The organism is Streptomyces cyaneofuscatus, from assembly GCF_042718795.1.
Lineage (GTDB): Bacteria > Actinomycetota > Actinomycetes > Streptomycetales > Streptomycetaceae > Streptomyces > Streptomyces cyaneofuscatus_A.
This window is the reverse complement of sequence record NZ_JBHXOX010000004.1, coordinates 125,078-141,432: the sequence shown is the minus strand read 5'-3', so window position 1 is coordinate 141,432 and position 16,355 is coordinate 125,078. Positions and strand designations below refer to the sequence as shown.

Annotated in this window: 17 protein-coding genes and 1 riboswitch; of the genes, 4 read left to right on the top strand and 13 right to left on the bottom strand. The window is 70.2% G+C overall.

The window, feature by feature from the left end; translation table 11 throughout:
* Window positions 1-65 precede the first annotated feature (65 nt).
* A complete protein-coding gene (locus ACFWRT_RS05325; RefSeq protein ID WP_380950753.1) occupies window positions 66-1,331 on the top strand; it encodes a PTS transporter subunit EIIC in 1,266 nt (421 codons plus the stop codon).
* A 74-nt stretch (window positions 1,332-1,405) separates the two neighbouring features.
* Here ACFWRT_RS05325 and ACFWRT_RS05320 read toward each other — a convergent pair whose 3' ends face one another.
* Window positions 1,406-2,158: an MBL fold metallo-hydrolase gene (locus tag ACFWRT_RS05320; RefSeq protein WP_380950754.1), complete on the bottom strand. Its 753-nt coding sequence runs from the start codon at window positions 2,156-2,158 to the stop codon at window positions 1,406-1,408.
* A 263-nt stretch (window positions 2,159-2,421) separates the two neighbouring features.
* Between ACFWRT_RS05320 and ACFWRT_RS05315 the strand changes: the two genes are divergently transcribed.
* Window positions 2,422-2,955 (top strand): type II toxin-antitoxin system PemK/MazF family toxin, encoded by a 534-nt coding sequence (locus ACFWRT_RS05315; protein ID WP_380950755.1) that lies wholly within the window; start codon window positions 2,422-2,424, stop codon window positions 2,953-2,955.
* Between the two features lie 164 nt (window positions 2,956-3,119).
* Here ACFWRT_RS05315 and ACFWRT_RS05310 read toward each other — a convergent pair whose 3' ends face one another.
* The 10 genes from ACFWRT_RS05310 to clpS form a co-directional block, all read right to left on the bottom strand.
* Window positions 3,120-4,070 (bottom strand): PLP-dependent cysteine synthase family protein, encoded by a 951-nt coding sequence (locus ACFWRT_RS05310; RefSeq protein ID WP_007450630.1) that lies wholly within the window; start codon window positions 4,068-4,070, stop codon window positions 3,120-3,122.
* A complete protein-coding gene (locus ACFWRT_RS05305) occupies window positions 4,070-4,357 on the bottom strand; it encodes a MoaD/ThiS family protein (protein ID WP_030567729.1) in 288 nt (95 codons plus the stop codon). Before ACFWRT_RS05305 ends, ACFWRT_RS05310 begins: the two co-directional genes overlap by 1 nt.
* A 132-nt stretch (window positions 4,358-4,489) precedes the next feature.
* Window positions 4,490-4,606, bottom strand: coding sequence for a putative leader peptide (locus ACFWRT_RS05300; RefSeq protein WP_380950756.1), 117 nt, complete (start codon window positions 4,604-4,606; stop codon window positions 4,490-4,492).
* Window positions 4,607-4,675: 69 nt separating this feature from the next.
* Window positions 4,676-5,473, bottom strand: a complete 798-nt coding sequence (locus tag ACFWRT_RS05295; protein WP_380950757.1) for an ABC transporter ATP-binding protein — start codon at window positions 5,471-5,473, stop codon at window positions 4,676-4,678.
* A gap of 25 nt (window positions 5,474-5,498) precedes the next feature.
* Window positions 5,499-6,539 (bottom strand): FecCD family ABC transporter permease, encoded by a 1,041-nt coding sequence (locus tag ACFWRT_RS05290; protein ID WP_380950758.1) that lies wholly within the window; start codon window positions 6,537-6,539, stop codon window positions 5,499-5,501.
* Window positions 6,536-7,531, bottom strand: coding sequence for an ABC transporter substrate-binding protein (locus ACFWRT_RS05285; protein WP_380950760.1), 996 nt, complete (start codon window positions 7,529-7,531; stop codon window positions 6,536-6,538). Before ACFWRT_RS05285 ends, ACFWRT_RS05290 begins: the two co-directional genes overlap by 4 nt.
* A gap of 59 nt (window positions 7,532-7,590) precedes the next feature.
* Window positions 7,591-7,708, bottom strand: a riboswitch (cobalamin riboswitch).
* 87 nt (window positions 7,709-7,795) lie between these two features.
* Complete coding sequence (locus tag ACFWRT_RS05280) at window positions 7,796-8,218, bottom strand: M67 family metallopeptidase (RefSeq protein ID WP_326705619.1); 423 nt, start codon at window positions 8,216-8,218, stop codon at window positions 7,796-7,798.
* Window positions 8,219-8,412: 194 nt separating this feature from the next.
* Window positions 8,413-9,858 carry an amino acid permease gene (locus ACFWRT_RS05275; RefSeq protein ID WP_380950761.1) on the bottom strand — a complete coding sequence of 482 codons (1,446 nt, stop codon included), beginning with the start codon at window positions 9,856-9,858 and terminating at the stop codon, window positions 8,413-8,415.
* A gap of 323 nt (window positions 9,859-10,181) precedes the next feature.
* On the bottom strand, window positions 10,182-10,805 hold the full coding sequence (locus ACFWRT_RS05270; RefSeq protein ID WP_380950762.1) for a DUF2017 domain-containing protein: 624 nt from the start codon (window positions 10,803-10,805) through the stop codon (window positions 10,182-10,184).
* A gap of 55 nt (window positions 10,806-10,860) precedes the next feature.
* Window positions 10,861-11,178: an ATP-dependent Clp protease adapter ClpS gene (clpS, locus tag ACFWRT_RS05265; RefSeq protein ID WP_030567742.1), complete on the bottom strand. Its 318-nt coding sequence runs from the start codon at window positions 11,176-11,178 to the stop codon at window positions 10,861-10,863.
* Window positions 11,179-11,257: 79 nt separating this feature from the next.
* On the opposite strand from clpS, the gene ACFWRT_RS05260 reads away from it, so the two are divergent.
* Both ACFWRT_RS05260 and ACFWRT_RS05255 read left to right on the top strand, forming a co-directional pair.
* The gene (locus tag ACFWRT_RS05260) at window positions 11,258-12,595 is read left to right on the top strand and encodes a nicotinate phosphoribosyltransferase (RefSeq protein ID WP_380950764.1); all 1,338 of its coding nucleotides are present in this window, start codon (window positions 11,258-11,260) and stop codon (window positions 12,593-12,595) included.
* Between the two features lie 197 nt (window positions 12,596-12,792).
* Entirely contained in the window at window positions 12,793-13,380 is a 588-nt protein-coding gene (locus ACFWRT_RS05255; protein ID WP_380950765.1) for an isochorismatase family protein, read from the top strand.
* Between the two features lie 25 nt (window positions 13,381-13,405).
* On the opposite strand, the gene ACFWRT_RS05250 is transcribed toward ACFWRT_RS05255, so the two are convergent.
* Together ACFWRT_RS05250 and ACFWRT_RS05245 are read right to left on the bottom strand one after the other, a co-directional pair.
* The gene (locus ACFWRT_RS05250; protein WP_380950766.1) at window positions 13,406-13,786 is read right to left on the bottom strand and encodes a hypothetical protein; all 381 of its coding nucleotides are present in this window, start codon (window positions 13,784-13,786) and stop codon (window positions 13,406-13,408) included.
* A gap of 124 nt (window positions 13,787-13,910) precedes the next feature.
* Window positions 13,911-16,331 (bottom strand): immune inhibitor A domain-containing protein, encoded by a 2,421-nt coding sequence (locus tag ACFWRT_RS05245; protein WP_380950767.1) that lies wholly within the window; start codon window positions 16,329-16,331, stop codon window positions 13,911-13,913.
* Window positions 16,332-16,355 lie beyond the last annotated feature (24 nt).

The window sequence follows — 16,355 nt, the reverse complement described above, 5'->3', positions numbered from 1 at the left end:
TCTGTCGAGTCGCCGCCTCCCCGCATCAACGACCTGGGCGGCACCGTGTCCCATGGAGGAAGTTGATGACCACGGCTGAGACCGCACCCGCGGCCGAGAAGAAGAAGGGCGCCGGCGCGATGGCCGTCATGCAGCGCATCGGCCGCAGCCTCATGCTGCCGGTCGCCGTGCTGCCGGCCGCCGCGCTCCTGGTCCGCTTCGGCCAGAGCGACATGCTGGGCCGCGACTCGTTCCCGACCTTCATCACGAAGCTCGCCGGCTACATGGCCGCGGGCGGTGGCGCCCTTCTCGACAACATGCCGCTGCTGTTCGCCGTCGGCATCGCGATCGGCTTCGCGAAGAAGTCGGACGGCTCCACCGCGCTGGCCGCCGTCACCGGTTACCTCGTCTTCCAGAAGGTGCTCGCCACCTTCACGGACAGCAACCTGCCCCAGGTCGCGAGCGTGGCCGACGGCAAGATCGTGATGAGCGACGCCCCCGTCAACGCCGGTGTCCTCGGCGGTGTCGTGATGGGCGTAGTCGTGGCCCTGCTGTACCAGAAGTTCTACCGGACGAAGCTGCCCGACTGGGCGGGCTTCTTCAGCGGCCGCCGCCTGGTCCCGATCCTCTCCGCCTTCGCGGGTCTCGTGATCGGTATCGTGTTCGGTCTGATCTGGCCGGTCCTCGGCACCGGTCTGCACAACTTCGGTGAGTGGCTCGTCGGCTCCGGCGCGGTCGGCGCGGGCATCTTCGGTGTCGCCAACCGTGCCCTGATCCCGGTCGGCATGCACCACCTGCTGAACTCCTTCCCGTGGTTCCAGGCGGGCGAGTACAACGGCGCCCACGGTGACATCGCCCGCTTCCTGGCCGGTGACCCGAACGCCGGGCAGTTCATGACCGGCTTCTTCCCGATCATGATGTTCGCCCTCCCGGCGGCCTGCCTCGCGATCGTCCACTGCGCCCGCCCGGAGCGCCGCAAGGTCGTCGGCGGCATGATGTTCTCGCTGGCGCTGACCTCGTTCGTCACCGGTGTGACCGAGCCGATCGAGTTCACGTTCATGTTCATCGCCCCGGTGCTGTACGCGATCCACGCGGTGCTGACCGGTGTGTCGATGGCCCTGACCTGGGCGCTCGGCATCAAGGACGGCTTCGGCTTCTCCGCCGGCCTGATCGACTTCGGGCTGAACCTCGGCATCGCGTCGAAGCCCTGGCTGCTGGTCCTGGTCGGCCTCTGCTTCGCGGTGGTCTACTACGTGATCTTCAGGTTCGCGATCACCAAGTTCAACATCCCGACCCCTGGCCGGGAGTCGGACGAGGAGCTCGCCGAGCTGCAGAAGGCCGAGGCGAAGTAGCCCTCAGCCGCACCCGTACTCGGTACGCACGAAGCCCCCGCCTTCCCTCTCGGAAGGCGGGGGCTTCGTCGTCCTCAGAACTCGTACACCGCTCCCGGGACCGCCAGTTCCACCGGGCCCGGGTAGGCCGCCCGCGCGTCGGCGAGGTTGCGGTTCTCGTCCGTCCACGGCGGGATGTGGGTGAGGACGAGCCGGCGGGCGTCCGCGCGGGCGGCGGCCTCGCCGGCCTCCCGGCCGTTGAGGTGCAGGTCGGGGATGTCTTCCTTGCCGTCGACGAACGAGGCCTCGCACAGGAACAGGTCCGCGTCCCGGGCCAGCTCCTCCAGGGCGTCGCAGGTCCCGGTGTCGCCGGAGTAGGCGAGGGTGGAGCCGCCGTGCTCGACCCGGATGCCGAAGGTGTCGACGGGGTGGCGGAGCTTCTCCGTACGAACGGTGAACGGGCCGATCTCGAAGGAGTCCGCCTTGAGCGTGTGGAAGTCGAAGACCTCGCTCATCGCCCGTTCGGAGGGGGTGTCACCGTGGGCGGCGGTCAGGCGCTGCTCGGTGCCCTCGGGTCCGTAGACCGGAAGGGGGACGGGGCGGGCGCCGTCGTGGCGGTAGTAGCGCACGACGAAGTACGCGCACATGTCGGCGCAGTGGTCGGCGTGGAGGTGGCTGAGGAAGATCGCGTCGAGGTCGTAGAGACCGACGTGGCGCTGCAGCTCGCCGAGGGCGCCGTTGCCCATGTCGAGGAGCAGCCGGAAGCCGTCGGCCTCTACGAGGTAGCTCGAGCATGCCGAACCCGGGGACGGGAACGAGCCGGAGCAGCCGACGACGGTGAGCTTCATGGAGCGTGAACCTCCGAGACGTGGGACGGGGAGGGTTCGTGCGGGTGACGGTCCTGCGGGTGAGGTCCTGCGGCTGAGGGGTCCTGCGGCTGAGGTCGTGCAATTCCTGCCGGAACGTTTTGCGGTTTGTCGAGCGTAAGGCGCAAAACTCCGCGTCGCTCCTCCGCCGCCTGCCGTTGTGGGGGAACTCACCTGCTCTGTCACCGGTTCGATGGAAGCGCGCCCACGGCGGGGCCCCCGACGGCCGCCGGTACGGTCGGGGGATGGACATGTTCTGGTGGGTGGCGCTGGTCGCCGTGGTTCTGCTGGCCCTCGTCGCCGCGGTGGTGGACGGGCGGGGGCGCTCGGACCGGGGGCCCCGGTCACGGCGGTCGCGGCGGCCGGAGGGGGCGAGCCGGCCTCCGTCACGGCCTTCGCGGCCCTCGGGGAAGCCGTCGAGGCCTTCCGGCTCGGGCGGGCGCGGGGAGGGGCGTACGCCGCGGGCGGGTGAGGTGTGGTGGGCCGATGTGCCGTACGAGGACGGGCCCGGGTCCAAGGACCGGCCGTGCCTGGTGCTTTCGGTACGGGGGCGGGGCCGGGGGCGCACGGTGATCGTCGCCAAGATCACCAGCAAGCATCACGAGGAGCGGCCCGGGGTGATCGCGCTGCCCGCGGGGACGGTGGGGGATCAGCGGGGGCGGCAGAGCTTCCTGGAGACGGATGAGCTGCGGGAGGTGGCGCTGGGCGGGTTCCGGCGGCGGGTGGGGGCGGTGGACGCGGAGCTGTGGGAGCGGGTGCGGGGGTTGGGGACGGGGTGAGGGCGGGGCCGGTGTTCGGGGCGCTGCCCCGGGCCCCGCTCCTCAAGCGCCGGAGGGGCTGAAAAGATGTCCTCAAGCGCCGGACGGGCTGGAGTGGTGCGCCCGGACCTGCTGGAGAGGAGCGCCGGAGGCGGCTGGAGTGGCACCGCCCACGGGAGCGGTGGCTACGCCCAGAGCTGGCCCTGGAGCGTTTCGATCGCCGCCTCCGTCGTCTCCGCCGTGTAGACGCCCGTCGACAGGTACTTCCAGCCGCCGTCCGCCACCACGAAGACGATGTCCGCGCTCTCCCCCGCCTTGACCGCCTTGTTGCCCACGCCGATCGCCGCGTGGAGCGCGGCGCCGGTGGAGACGCCCGCGAAGATGCCCTCCTGCTGGAGGAGTTCGCGGGTGCGGGTGACCGCGTCGGCGGAGCCGACCGAGAAGCGGGTGGTGAGGACCGAGGCGTCGTAGAGCTCGGGGACGAAACCCTCGTCCAGGTTGCGGAGGCCGTAGACCAGGTCGTCGTAGCGCGGTTCGGCGGCGACGATCTGGATGCCCTCGCGGTTCTCGCGGAGGTAGCGGCCGACGCCCATGAGGGTGCCGGTGGTGCCGAGGCCCGCCACGAAGTGCGTGATGGACGGGAGGTCGGTGAGGATCTCCGGGCCGGTGGTGGCGTAGTGGGCGCCCGCGTTGTCCGGGTTGCCGTACTGGTAGAGCATCACCCAGTCCGGGTGTTCGGCGCTCAGTTCCTTCGCGACGCGGACCGCGGTATTGGAGCCGCCCGCCGCCGGGGAGGAGATGATCTCGGCGCCCCACATGGCGAGCAGGTCACGCCGTTCCTGCGAGGTGTTCTCCGGCATGACGCAGACGATGCGGTAGCCCTTGAGCTTGGCCGCCATGGCGAGCGAGATGCCGGTGTTGCCGCTGGTGGGCTCCAGGATCGTGCAGCCGGGGGTGAGCCGGCCGTCCTTCTCCGCCTGTTCGACCATGTGGAGCGCGGGGCGGTCCTTGATCGAGCCGGTGGGGTTGCGGTCCTCCAGCTTGGCCCAGATGCGGACGTCCTCGGACGGGGACAGCCGGGGGAGGCGGACGAGGGGGGTGTTCCCCACGGCCGCCAGCGGGGAGTCGTACCGCATCAGCGCATGCCGCCGGCGACGGCCGGGAGGATGGTGACGTTGTCGCCGTCGCTGAGCTTGGTGGAGATGCCGTCGAGGAAGCGGACGTCCTCGTCGTTGAGGTAGACGTTCACGAAGCGGCGGAGCTGGTCGCCGTTCGCGCCGTCGACGAGTCGCTCACGGATGCCGGTGTGGCGGCTCTCCAGGTCGGCGAAGAGGTCGGCGAGGGTGTCCCCGTTGCCTTCGACGGCCTTGGCGCCGTCGGTGTAGGTGCGGAGGATGGTCGGGATGCGGACCTCGATGGCCATGGCGTGGGCTCCTGTCGAAAGCGGGGAGGTGGTGGCGTGGGGCGGTGGTGGCGTGGGGCGCGCGCGTTTCTTCCCCCGCGCAGGGGGTGGAGCAGGTGGGTGGCGCGCGGGCCATGACTCAGGCCGTGCGGCTCACGGGCAGGCTGCGGGCGGGGGACAGATCGCGCTCTTGAGCCTGCACAGGTCGACGTGCAGCCGCGCGACGAGCAGCGTGCCCGGCGTCCTGTCGCTCACGTCATGGGGAACCATGCGGGCATCGTATCGATTCCCCGTCCGGAAACCCGAGTGTGATCCCACATCGTGGATGGTGAGCGACCGCTATGTGGACTGGCGCCGCCTGGTGCGGTCCTCCGGCAGGTAGATCACCGTGGGCGCGCCCGTCTTCGGGTGGCTGCTGACCTCGGCCGCGACGCCGTACACCTCGCCCAGCAGCTCCGCCGTGAGGACCTCCTCCGGGGTGCCGGAGGCGACGACGCGGCCGTCCTTGAGGACGTACAGGCGGTCGCAGTAGTACGCGGCGAGGTTGAGGTCGTGCAGGGCGAGGAGGTTGGTGGTGCCGAGGCCCCGGACCAGGGAGAGGATCTCCAGTTGGTAGCGGATGTCCAGGTGGTTGGTCGGCTCGTCCAGGACGACGAGCGCGGGCTGCTGGACCAGGGCGCGGGCGACCAGGGCGCGTTGGCGTTCGCCGCCGGAGAGGGAGGCGAACGTACGGGGTTCGAGTGCGGCGATCCCGACCCGGGCCAGGGCCTCGGTGACGAGGGCGGTGTCGGCGGCGTTGTCGGCCTCCCAGAACCGCTTGTGCGGGGCGCGGCCCATCGCGACGACCTGGCCGACGGTGAGCTCGAACCCGGCGTGGCCGTCCTGCGGGACGGTGGCGATGCGCTGGGCGCGGGCCTTCACGGGGAGGGTGGCGAGGTCGTCGCCGTCGAGGAGGACGCGGCCGTGGGTGGGGCGCAGGGTGCCGTAGACGCAGCGCAGGAGCGTGGTCTTGCCGCTGCCGTTGGGGCCGACCAGGCCGACGGTCTCGTCGTCGGCGGCGATGAGGTCGACCGCGTCGACGAGGTGGCGGCCTTCGCCGGTCCCGTACGAGAGTGCCTCGGTGCGCAGGGTCGTCACGGGCGGGCTCCTTCGAGCGGTGTGGTCACGCGGGTGCTCCCTCCGGCCTGCGGCGCAGCATCCACAGGAAGAACGGGCCGCCGGTCAGGGCGGTGAGGACGCCTACCGGGATGTCCTGCGGGGCCGCGAGCGTCCGGGCGGCCAGGTCGGCGAGGACCAGGAAGACCGCCCCGCCGAGCGCGACCACCGGCAGCAGCGCGCGGTGCGCGGCGCCGACCGCCATCCGGGCCATGTGCGGGACCATCAGCCCGACGAAGCCGATCGCCCCGCTGTACGCGACGAGCGCCCCGGTCATCAGCGAGGCGAGGACGAAGACGGCGGCCCGGAAGCGGGCGGTGTCCAGGCCCAGTACGGTCGCGCCCTCCTCTCCTACCAGGAGCAGGTCGAGCGGCCGGGCCAGGGTGAGGAGTACGGCGGTGCCCGCGATCAGGGTGGTCGTCGGGAGCGCGAGCATGTCCCAGCGGGCCGCGCCGAGGCCGCCGAGCGTCCAGTAGAGGACCTCCTGGAGGTGGTCGGCGCGGGCGGAGGTGACCAGGATCAGGCTGGTGAGGGCGGAGAGGATGTAGGAGACGGCGACCCCGGCGAGGACGAGCCGGTTGGTGGTGAGGCCTCCCCCGCCGCGCGCCAGGGTGTAGACGAGGAGCAGCGAGAGCAGCGCACCGGCGAAGGCGGCGGCCGGGATGGTGACGGTGGTGGCGAGGGTGGCGCCGATGCCGAGGACGATCACCAGGACCGCGCCGGTGGAGGCGCCGGAGGAGACGCCGAGGAGGAACGGGTCGGCGAGCTGGTTGCGTACGAGGGCCTGGAGGACCGTGCCGATGACGGCCAGTCCGGCGCCGACGACGATGCCGAGGAGGACCCGGGGCAGCCGGACGTCCAGGACGATCGTGCGGAACGGGCTCGCGTCCGCCCGCCCGGTCAGGATGTCGATGACCTGGCCGGGCGGGATGCGGACGGAGCCGAGGGCGAGGGCGGCGACCACGGCGGCTGCGAGGAGGACGGCGAGGACGCCGACGACCAGGGTGTAGCGCAGCAGCCGCCGCGGTGCGGGGGTGCGGCAGGTCACGAGGTGGTGGCCGCCGGGTGGAGCTGGGCCGCGAGCTTCTCGACGGCGGCGGGGACGCGGACGCCGAGGACCGCGTCGGAGAGCGGCATGACCGCGAAGCGCTTGTTCTTGATGGCGGGGACGTCGGCGAGGGCCGGGTCGTCGAGGAGCCGCTTCTTCTTCTGGGCGACGGTGGTGGAGCCGTAGTCGTAGATCACGATCGCCTCGGGCTTGCGGGCGACGACGTTCTCCCAGGAGGCGTCCCCGAAGGACTTGTCGAGGTCGGCGAAGATGTTGGTGCCGCCGGCGCGCGTGATCAGCTCGTTGCCGATGCCCTTGCCGCCGGCCGTGAACGCGGTCTTGTCGCCACTGTCGTAGACGAAGACGGGGAGGGCCTCGAGGTCCTTGAGCTTCTCGGCGGTCGCCGCGTTGTCCGCCTTGGCCTGCTTGATCCAGGCCTCGGCGCGGTCGGTGACGCCGAAGGTGCGGCCGACCTCGCGGATCTCCTCGTAGAGGGTCTCCATCGGGGTGTCGGCCTTGGCGCAGCTCTCGGTGTTGAGCCGGGTCTGGATGCCGGACTTCTTCAGCGCCTCGCGGCCGCGGCCGTCGCCCGCCGCGAACGCGCTGGCGTAGCCGCCGTAGACGAAGTCGGGGTTGGCTGCGAGGACCTGCTCGTAGGAGGGGTACTCCTTGGCGATGACCGGCACGGAGGCGTAGTCCTTCGCGTACTTCGGCAGGACCTTGTCGTCGAGGTAGGCGGTGCCGACGAGGGACTTGGTGAGGCCGAGCTCCAGCATGATCTCGGTGACGTGCTGGTTCATGGTGACCACGCGCTTGGGCGGGGCCTTGTACGTGGTGGTGACACCGCAGTTGGTGACGGTGTACGGGAAGCCGTCGCTCTTCGCCGCGGCCTTGTTCCCGGTGGGCTCGTCGCCCTCGGGGGTGGAGCAGGCGGTGAGGGCGAGCGGGAGCAGCACGGCGGCGGCTATGAGCGCGGGGGTGCGCCGGGACATGGCGGGGCCTCTCCGGGGGATTTCCGCGTCCCCTGGTCGATGCGGAGAAGGCAGCGGGCCAGTTCCTGGCTTCCGGGCCGCCGTCCGCGTACGGGGGGGTCCGCTGGGGATCCGTCCGTACGGGAGGGCGGCCCGGTCACAGTGGCGGGACCGTGCCGGATTCGCACCGGCTTCCTGGTTCCTGCTGCCCTGTGGTCGGGTCTGGGGTGCAGTGTGCCAGACCCGTGCGGCGGCTCCGCGGGCTGCCCGGGTGCTCGGTGCGGCTCAGTACGCCTCGACGACCTGCACGTCTTCCTCGGTGATCTCGCCGTCCACGATGCGGTACGAGCGGAACTGGAAGGGGCCGGAGCCGTCGGTGTCGGCGGTGGAGACCAGGACGTAGTGGGCGCCGGGCTCGTTCGCGTACGTCACGTCGGTGCGGGAGGGGTAGGCCTCGGTCGCCGTGTGGGAGTGGTAGATGACCACGGGCTCCTCGTCCCGGTCGTCCATCTCGCGGTACAGCTTGAGGAGGTCGCCGGAGTCGAACTCGTAGAACGTGGGCGAGCGGGCGGCGTTGAGCATCGGGATGAAGCGCTCGGGGCGCCCCGTTCCGGCCGGGCCCGCCACCACGCCGCACGCCTCGTCGGGGTGGTCGGCGCGGGAGTGGGCGACGATCTGGTCGTGGAGCGCCTGGGTGATGGTCAGCATGGCAAGAGGATAGGCATGCGGCCCTCCGCGTACCGGTGGGTGGTACGGAGAGGGCCGCATGGTGGACGCCGGGGCCGTGGGGGGGGTGGCCGGGGCGCCCGGAAGGAGGGCCGGTCGTGGGCCCGGGGTCGCCGGGTCCGCCCTCGGGGTCGGTGCTGGGCGGAGCCTGGCTCAGCGCCGGGCGAAGCCCTGGCTCAGCGCTTGGCGAAGGCGGTGTTCTCCGGGTTGCGCGACTTGAGCACCAGGTAGGAGATGCCCAGCAGGAGCGCCCAGACCGGGGCGCAGTACAGCGAGATCCTGGCGTCCTTGTCGACCGCCATCATCACGATGACCATGCCGATGAAGGCGAGCGCGAACCAGCTCGTGTACGGGGCGCCGGGGGCCTTGAACGAGGAGTGCGGGAGCACGCCCCGGTCGGCCAGGCGGCGGTAGCGGATCTGGCTGAACAGGATCATGATCCAGGCCCACATGCCGGAGATGGTCGCGAAGGAGACGACGTAGTTGAACGCTTCGCCCGGCCACTGGTAGTTGATCCAGACGCCGACGAGCATCAGGGCGGCGGAGAAGGTGGTGCCGGTGAGCGGCAGGCCGTTCTTCGTCAGCTTGGTGAAGGCGCGCGGGCCCTGTCCGTTCAGGGCCAGGTCGCGGAGCATACGGCCGGTGGAGTACATGCCGGAGTTGCAGGAGGAGAGCGCCGCGGTCAGGACGACGAAGTTGACGATGGCGGCGCCGATGCCGAGTCCCATCTCCTCGAAGGCCTTCACGAACGGCGAGACGCCCGGCTTGAAGGTGGACCACGGGACGACCGACAGGATCATGATCAGCGCGCCGACGTAGAAGACGGCGATGCGCCACGGCACGGTGTTGATGGCCTTGGGCAGCACGGTCTTGGGGTCCTTGGACTCCCCTGCCGTGACGCCGACGAGTTCGACGGCGAGGAAGGCGAACATGACGATCTGGAGCGTCATCAGCATGCCGCCGACGCCGTTGGGGAAGAAGCCGCCGTCGTTCCAGAGGTTGGAGACGGTGGCGGTGTCGCCCGCGTCGGAGAAGCCGAGGGTCAGCACGCCGGCGCAGATGAGGATCATGCCGACGATCGCGGTGACCTTGACCATGGAGAACCAGAACTCCAGCTCACCGAAGAGCTTCACGGAGATCAGGTTGGCGCCGTACAGAATGACGGTGAAGACGAGTGCGGACAGCCACTGCGGAATGTCCCACCAGTACGTCATATAGGTGGCGGCGGCGGTGACTTCGGTGATTCCGGTGACGACCCAGAACAGCCAGTACGTCCAGCCGGTGACGAATCCGAAGAAGGGCCCGATGAATTCGCGGGCGTACTCCGAGAAGGAGCCGGAGACCGGGCGGTACATGAGCAGTTCGCCCAGGGCCCGCATGATGAAGAAGATGACCAGGCCCGCGAGGACGTAGGCCAGGATGAGGCTGGGTCCGGCCCGGTCGATCGCTTTGCCCGCGCCGAGGAAGAGCCCGGTTCCGATGGCTCCGCCGATGGCGATCATCTGGATCTGACGGGCGCCCAGACCTCGCTGGTACCCCTCGCCACCGGCCTCGGCCGCCCCGGCTTCCGCGCCGGGCCTGCCCTTGTCGGCCTGTCCCTCGTCGACCTGTGCCGATGTCATGTGTGGTGCGCCTTTCTCCACGCCGATCCGCGCCGTCAAGGCAGCGGATCAGGTCCTGATCCCCCCGGATATGGATGGAGTGCCACCGGCGTTCGGCCGGCTGGTGGCGGCCCCGGGAACAGGGGTGGCGTCCCCGGGCGATCGTGAAGATTTATCACGGCTGTCACAGGACACCATGGGACATTCTGTGGCGCACCCCACAGATAAAAGCGGACAAGGAGCGCCATCCACCATGAATGGCGCTTATGTCTTGGCGGGATCATTACCCGGATCTGAGCGTCCGTTGAGCGAACACGGACGCCTCACCGGTCGGGGGCGGAGGATTACGGCATCAGTGTTTCGACGAGTGTTTCCTGCAGCGCGCCGAGCCAGAGATAAGCCATCACCATCGGCTTGCGCGGGTCGCTGTCGGGGAGCCGGTAGAGCGACCCGTCCTCGCCCTCGTCCTCGTCGGAGACGTCCAGCCGGGTGCCGATGGTGAGGCGCAGGTCGTTGAGCGAGCCGAGCCAGGAGCGGCACTCCTCGGCGGTGAGGGCGAGGACGGCCGCGCCGCTCCCGTCGGGCGAGAGCGCGTCCAGCGTCCGGACGACGGCGAGGGCGTCCTCGCGCTTGCGGGAGCGCAGGTCGTTCTCGGTGAAGCGGCGGAACTCGGCGGACAGCTCCCGCAGCTCCTCCTCGGACTTGCCCTCGGACTTCCCCTCGGGGGCGGGCCCGTCGGGCCCCCCGTACGCGTCGGGGAAGAGCCGGGCCAGGGCCGGGTCCGAGGGCGGCTTGCTGGGGCCCTCGGCGAAGAGCGCGGCGAGCGGGTCCTCGCCGTCGGCGGGCGTCTCGCCCGGGCCGATCAGTTCGAGCAGCTGCACGGCGAGGGAGCGCAGGATCGAGATCTCGACCTCGTCGAGCGCGACGGCCGCGCCGCCGCCGGGGGTGGCCTCGAAGTGGCCGGCCATGGATTCTCCGATGGTGGGTCGAACGGGGCAGGGGGTGCGTACGGCGGCGAGGCCGCTAGTTGCGGTCCTGGGTGAGGGTGGCCCACAGCCCGTAGCCGTGCATGGCCTGGACGTCGCGCTCCATCTCCTCGCGGCTCCCGCTGGAGACGACGGCGCGGCCCTTCTGGTGCACGTCGAGCATGAGCTTGTGGGCCTTGTCCTTGGAGTAGCCGAAGTAGGCCTGGAAGACATAGGTCACATAGCTCATGAGATTGACCGGGTCGTTGTGGACGAGCGTCACCCACGGGACGTCCGGCTCGGGGACCGCGAAGGTCTCCTCGGCCGAATCAGGACGTTCGATCTCTACGGGGGTAGCAACGCTCACCTGTCCCATGCTGCCACCCGGGCGGCCCGGGCGCACAAACGGACCCCACATCTCGTCACTTTGACGAATAGAGGGTAGCATCCCTGCCATGAACTCAGCGGACCTCGGGCGACGGGTCGGCGTTCCGTCGACCGCGCTCTTCACCGACCAGTACGAGCTGACCATGGTGCAGGCGGCCCTCAAGGCGGGCACCGCCGGCCGGCACTCGGTCTTCGAGGCGTTCACCCGCCGGCTGCCCGAGGGGCGGCGGTACGGGGTCGTCGCGGGCACCGGGCGGGTGCTGGACGCGGTGGAGAACTTCCACTTCGACGACGAGATGATCGGCTTCCTGCGCCAGCAGGACATCGTGGACGAGCCGACCCTCGAATGGCTGGCGGGCTACCGCTTCAGCGGCGACATCTGGGGCTACCCGGAGGGCGAGGTGTACTTCCCGGGCTCGCCGGTCCTGCGGGTGGAAGGGTCCTTCGCCGAGTGCGTGCTGCTGGAGACGGTGATCCTCTCCATCCTCAACCACGACTCCGCGATCGCGGCGGCCGCCTCGCGCATGTCGGCGGCGGCCGGGGGGCGCCGGCTGATCGAGATGGGGGCGCGGCGGACGCACGAGCTGTCGGCGGTGGCCTCGGCGCGAGCGGCGTACGTCGGCGGGTTCGACGCCACGTCGGATCTGGCGGCCGGGTTCCGGTACGGGATCCCGACGGTCGGCACCAGCGCGCACGCCTTCACGCTGCTGCACGACAGCGAGCGGGACGCGTTCCGGGCGCAGGTGGACTCGCTGGGGCGCGGGACGACGCTGCTGGTGGACACGTACGACGTGACCGAGGCGGTGCGGGCGGCGGTGGAGATCGCGGGGCCGGAGCTCGGGGCCGTACGGATCGACTCGGGCGACCTGCTGCTGGTCGCGCACCGGGTGCGGCAGCAGTTGGACGAGCTGGGGGCGACGGGCACGAAGATCGTGGTGACGTCGGACCTGGACGAGTACGCGATCGCCTCGCTGGCGGCGGCGCCGGTGGACGCGTACGGGGTCGGGACGCAGTTGGTCACCGGGAGCGGGCACCCGACGTGTTCGATGGTCTACAAGCTGGTGGCTCGGGCCGGTGGGGCGGCCGATGCGGGTGCGGATGCTCCGCTGGTGCCGGTGGCGAAGAAGTCGATGGGGGCGAAGTCGTCGGTGGGGGGTCGCAAGTGGGCCGCGCGCCGGGTGGACGAGGGCGGGGTCGCCGAGGCCGAGGTGATCGGGACCGGGGCGGTGCCGGAGGGGCTCGTGGGGCGGGAGCTGCTGGTGGAGCTGGTGCGGGGTGGGGAGGTGGTCGCGCGGGAGCCGTTGGAGGCGGCTCGGGAGCGGCATGTGGTGGCCCGGGGTGGGCTGCCGATGTCGGCGATGCAGTTGTCTCGGGGCGAGCCGGTGATCGGGACGGAGTACGTGTGAGGCCCTGGGGCCTCGGAAGGTGCGGGAGCCTCGCCGCGTCGGTTCCGTCCTCAAACGCCGGACGGGCTGGGGTGGCCCCCGGACGGGCTGGAGTGGGTAGGGGTTGATTGTCAGGGCCTAGTCTCTACGCTCGTTGGCATCCCCGTGAACGTTGGAATATCGCCGCTCCCCCCTCTCCCCACCTAAGGACACCCGCCATGCACCGCGCATTGATCGTCGTGGACGTTCAGAACGACTTCTGCGAGGGCGGCAGCCTCGCGGTGGCGGGTGGTGCCGATGTCGCCGCCGCCATCACCGATCTCATCGGTGAGGCCCAGCCCGGCTACCGGCACGTGGTGGCCACCCGGGACTGCCACGTGGACCCCGGTGACCACTTCTCCGAGACGCCGGACTTCGTGGACTCCTGGCCGGTGCACTGCGTCGCCGGGACCGAGGGCGTCGGGTTCCACCCGAACTTCGCGCCCGCCGTCGCCTCCGGGGCCATCGACACCGTCTTCGACAAGGGTGCCTACTCGGCCGCGTACAGCGGTTTCGAGGGCGCCGACGAGAACGGGACCGGTCTCGCCGCGTGGCTGCGTGAGCGGTCCGTCACCGAGGTCGACGTGGTGGGCATCGCCACCGACCACTGCGTACGGGCCACCGCCCTGGACGCGGCCCGTGAGGGCTTCGTCACCCAGGTGCTGCTCGACCTGACCGCCGGGGTCTCGCCGGCGACCACCGAGAAGGCCCTGGACGAGCTCCGGACGGCGGGCGTGAAGCTCTCCGGGAAGCCGGTCGTGGCCTAGGGAGCCCAGGAGCTCCCCACGGCCCCTACGCCGCCGGGCGGGCGGGGCCGGCGTGGCCCGCCGGGCCCAGCAGGGCTCTGATCGGGTGCCACAGCTCCTGGCCCGCCTGGGGCGCCGCCCGCCACAGCAGGCCGTCCGGGTGGTGCAGCACCGCCGTGATCTCGTCCGGTGTGGGCGGCCGGTCGTTGCCGCGCAGGTACACCGCCCGCAGCCCCAGATTGCGCAGCCTGGTCAGGGCGCGCGCCCGGTTCGCCGCGTGGACCAGCACCCGTACCGGGGCGCCCGGGCCCGTCCCGGTACCCGTAGCCGCACCCGTACCCGTACTCGTACCGCCACACGGTCTGGTGAGGGTGAGGGCCACCACCACCGTGCCGTTCGGCAACCTGCAGAAACCTCCGCCTGCCATGCTCCGCACTCCCCCGTGAGACGTCGTGTCAATAAGAATGTGAACAAGACGCACCTAAACACGATCGGCCGCCGCCCGCTAGAGGGCGACGGCCGATCATGCTCTGACCTGCGATTCTATGGAATTATCGGCCCGAGGGGCTGACCAGCACGGTCATCGAGGAGCCGCTGGCCGGCTCCAGGAGGATGGAGATGCGGGTGTTGGTGTCAGAAACCTTGACACTGCCCGTCGGGTTCTCCTTGTACCAGTAGGTGCCCTTGCGGTCGTCGAACACCGGGTTGCCCAGCGAGGGCTGGATCTTCAGCGGCACGTCCGCGTTGTGGAGCGTGAAGCCCTTGTTCGGGTACCAGCTGAACGGGGCGTCGAACGGCTGGATCTTGTTGCGCAGGAGCGAGCCGTCCTTCCACTTGAGCGGCTTGGCGTGCGCGTCGACCGGCAGGATCAGACCCTCGCCCGGGTGGACGGAGGTGTTGTTGTCCTTCTGGGAGGTGTCCCAGAGCCAGACGAGCAGACCCTTCTGGTACGCGTAGTGCTCGACCCAGTCGGGGCGGGTGGTGGAGAAGCCGAAGTTGTACGGGCCGACCTTGAGGGTCTCGTCGTACGACACGTACTGGCGGTTCTCCGCGATGTAGTACTGCGGGTAGTCCTGCGTGAACGACTCGCCGATCCGCGAGAAGCCCTTCACCGTCCAGCCGTTGTCACCGTCCTCGGCGTTGTCCGAGAAGAGGGTGGCGCCGTCGGCGGTGATGGTGATCTCGTCGGCCGCGAAGCCCTTGCCGCCCGCGCCGCCGTCCGTCTGGTACCGGAAGCGGAGGTCGACCTTCTTGCCCGCGTAGGCGTCCAGCGGGAAGGAGAGCTTCTTGTACGCGCCCGAGACGTCGGTCAGGGCCGGCTTGTCGCTGGCGTCGCGCGGGATGGCCTTGCCGTCGGCGGTGCCGTCGAGCGCGGTCCAGCTCGTGCCGCCGTTGTCGGACACCTCGGTGTAGAGGTAGTCGTAGTCGGCCTCGATGTCGTACCAGCCCGAAAGGTCCAGCTTGGCCGAGGACTTGCCGGTCAGGTCGACCGAGCGGGTCAGCGTGTTCGACAGGTTGTCGCCCCGGTCGCTCCACCACTGCTTCGTGCCCTGGGCGGGCTTGACGACGGTGGTGGTGACGGCCTTGGCCGGCAGTTCGACGACGAGCGCCTGCGGGTCCTTGGTGTTGTACTCCGAGACACCCAGCTTGTGCAGCGAGGTCTTGCCCGCCTTGGCCTTGTCGTAGTCCAGCCAGCCGAGCTGGAGCTTGTCCCACGAGGTCATGTCGCCCGGCAGGTTGCCGATCTCGCCCTTGCCGGTGCCGAGCCAGGAGCCCGCCGACATCAGGGACCAGAAGCCGACCGAGTTCTCGCCGCCGCCGGAGGTGTCGTACAGGTCCGGGAGGCCGAGGTCGTGGGCGTACTCGTGGGCGAAGACGCCCAGGCCGCCGTTCTCGGGCTGCACGGTGTAGTCACCGACCCAGATGCCGGTCCCACCGATCTGCGCGCCGCCGGCCTTGTTGCCGGCCGGGCCGGTCGCGCCCGCGTTGGTGCCGTACGCGTACCAGCGGTGCGCCCAGATGGCGTTGGGGCCCTCGGCGCCGCCGCCGGCCGACTCGTCCTCACCGGCGTGGACGAGCTGGAAGTGGTCGATGTAGCCGTCCGGCTCGTTGAAGTTGCCGTCGCCGTCGAAGTCGTAGCGGTCCCACTGGTCGTACTCGGCCAGGTTCGCCTTGATCTGCGCGTCCGTGCGGCCCTTGGCCTTCTGGTCGGCGACCCAGGCGTTGACACCGTCGCGGACCGCGTCCCAGACGTTGGCGCAGTTGGACTGGCCGCAGTAGTTGGAACCGTAACGGGCCTCGTTGTAGTCGACCTTCACCCAGTCGGAGACCTGGCCCTCGACCGAGTAGCGGCCCGAGGAGGTCTTCTCGTAGTAGGTCTTGAGCGAGTGGACGTTCTTGCCCTCGCCGAAGTACAGCTTCTGGAAGTGCTCCTGGTTGTAGTCGGCCTTCCAGGCGGTGCTGTTGTCCTTCTTCGGGTCCGGCTTGGCGATCTCGTTGTGCGCCGGGCCGGGGGTGCCGCCGTACTTCTTGACGGGCGGCTTGGGGCCGTCGCCGTCCGGGTCGAACAGGGTGGTGTCGTCCACCTTGTCGCCGAACTCCAGCAGGATGGTGAAGATCTTGTCGGTCTTCTCCCGGCCGAGCTCGACGTACTTCTTGTTGCCGAGCTTGACGACCTTGGAACCGGCCTTGGTCGTCACCTTCTTGTCCCCGGCGAGCACCTGCTCCAGCGCGGCCTCCCGCTGCGCTGCCTGCTGCTCGCTGAAGGGGCCTTCGAGGTTGTGCTCCACGTGTCCCTTGCCGGGCGCCGGGTCATGGCGGTCGACGGTGGGAGCGGCGGAAGCGGCGGAAGCGGCGGAACCTGACGTGGTGTCATGCGCCTGGGCGGTGGCGAAGGTCGAGGCCGTCGCGGCGGTCGCGGCCATGGCCACGACAACAGCAGCGGCGCGAAGCGCCCGTCTCTGATTGGTCACTTGATTGCAGTCCTCCCCGGGCGT

What these genes read in the sequence shown, in the direction of transcription:
- ACFWRT_RS05260 (WP_380950764.1), top strand. Translation starts at nt 11,258, where the DNA reads ATGAACTCAGCGGACCTCGGGCGACGGGTCGGCGTTCCGTCGACCGCG.
- ACFWRT_RS05300 (WP_380950756.1), bottom strand. Translation starts at nt 4,606, where the DNA reads ATGGTTCCCCATGACGTGAGCGACAGGACGCCGGGCACGCTGCTCGTC.
- ACFWRT_RS05285 (WP_380950760.1), bottom strand. Translation starts at nt 7,531, where the DNA reads ATGTCCCGGCGCACCCCCGCGCTCATAGCCGCCGCCGTGCTGCTCCCG.
- ACFWRT_RS05255 (WP_380950765.1), top strand. Translation starts at nt 12,793, where the DNA reads ATGCACCGCGCATTGATCGTCGTGGACGTTCAGAACGACTTCTGCGAG.
- ACFWRT_RS05250 (WP_380950766.1), bottom strand. Translation starts at nt 13,786, where the DNA reads ATGGCAGGCGGAGGTTTCTGCAGGTTGCCGAACGGCACGGTGGTGGTG.
- ACFWRT_RS05325 (WP_380950753.1), top strand. Translation starts at nt 66, where the DNA reads ATGACCACGGCTGAGACCGCACCCGCGGCCGAGAAGAAGAAGGGCGCC.
- ACFWRT_RS05310 (WP_007450630.1), bottom strand. Translation starts at nt 4,070, where the DNA reads ATGCGGTACGACTCCCCGCTGGCGGCCGTGGGGAACACCCCCCTCGTC.
- ACFWRT_RS05280 (WP_326705619.1), bottom strand. Translation starts at nt 8,218, where the DNA reads ATGCTGACCATCACCCAGGCGCTCCACGACCAGATCGTCGCCCACTCC.
- ACFWRT_RS05315 (WP_380950755.1), top strand. Translation starts at nt 2,422, where the DNA reads ATGGACATGTTCTGGTGGGTGGCGCTGGTCGCCGTGGTTCTGCTGGCC.
- ACFWRT_RS05270 (WP_380950762.1), bottom strand. Translation starts at nt 10,805, where the DNA reads ATGGCCGGCCACTTCGAGGCCACCCCCGGCGGCGGCGCGGCCGTCGCG.
- clpS (WP_030567742.1), bottom strand. Translation starts at nt 11,178, where the DNA reads ATGGGACAGGTGAGCGTTGCTACCCCCGTAGAGATCGAACGTCCTGAT.
- ACFWRT_RS05275 (WP_380950761.1), bottom strand. Translation starts at nt 9,858, where the DNA reads ATGACATCGGCACAGGTCGACGAGGGACAGGCCGACAAGGGCAGGCCC.
- ACFWRT_RS05305 (WP_030567729.1), bottom strand. Translation starts at nt 4,357, where the DNA reads ATGGCCATCGAGGTCCGCATCCCGACCATCCTCCGCACCTACACCGAC.
- ACFWRT_RS05320 (WP_380950754.1), bottom strand. Translation starts at nt 2,158, where the DNA reads ATGAAGCTCACCGTCGTCGGCTGCTCCGGCTCGTTCCCGTCCCCGGGT.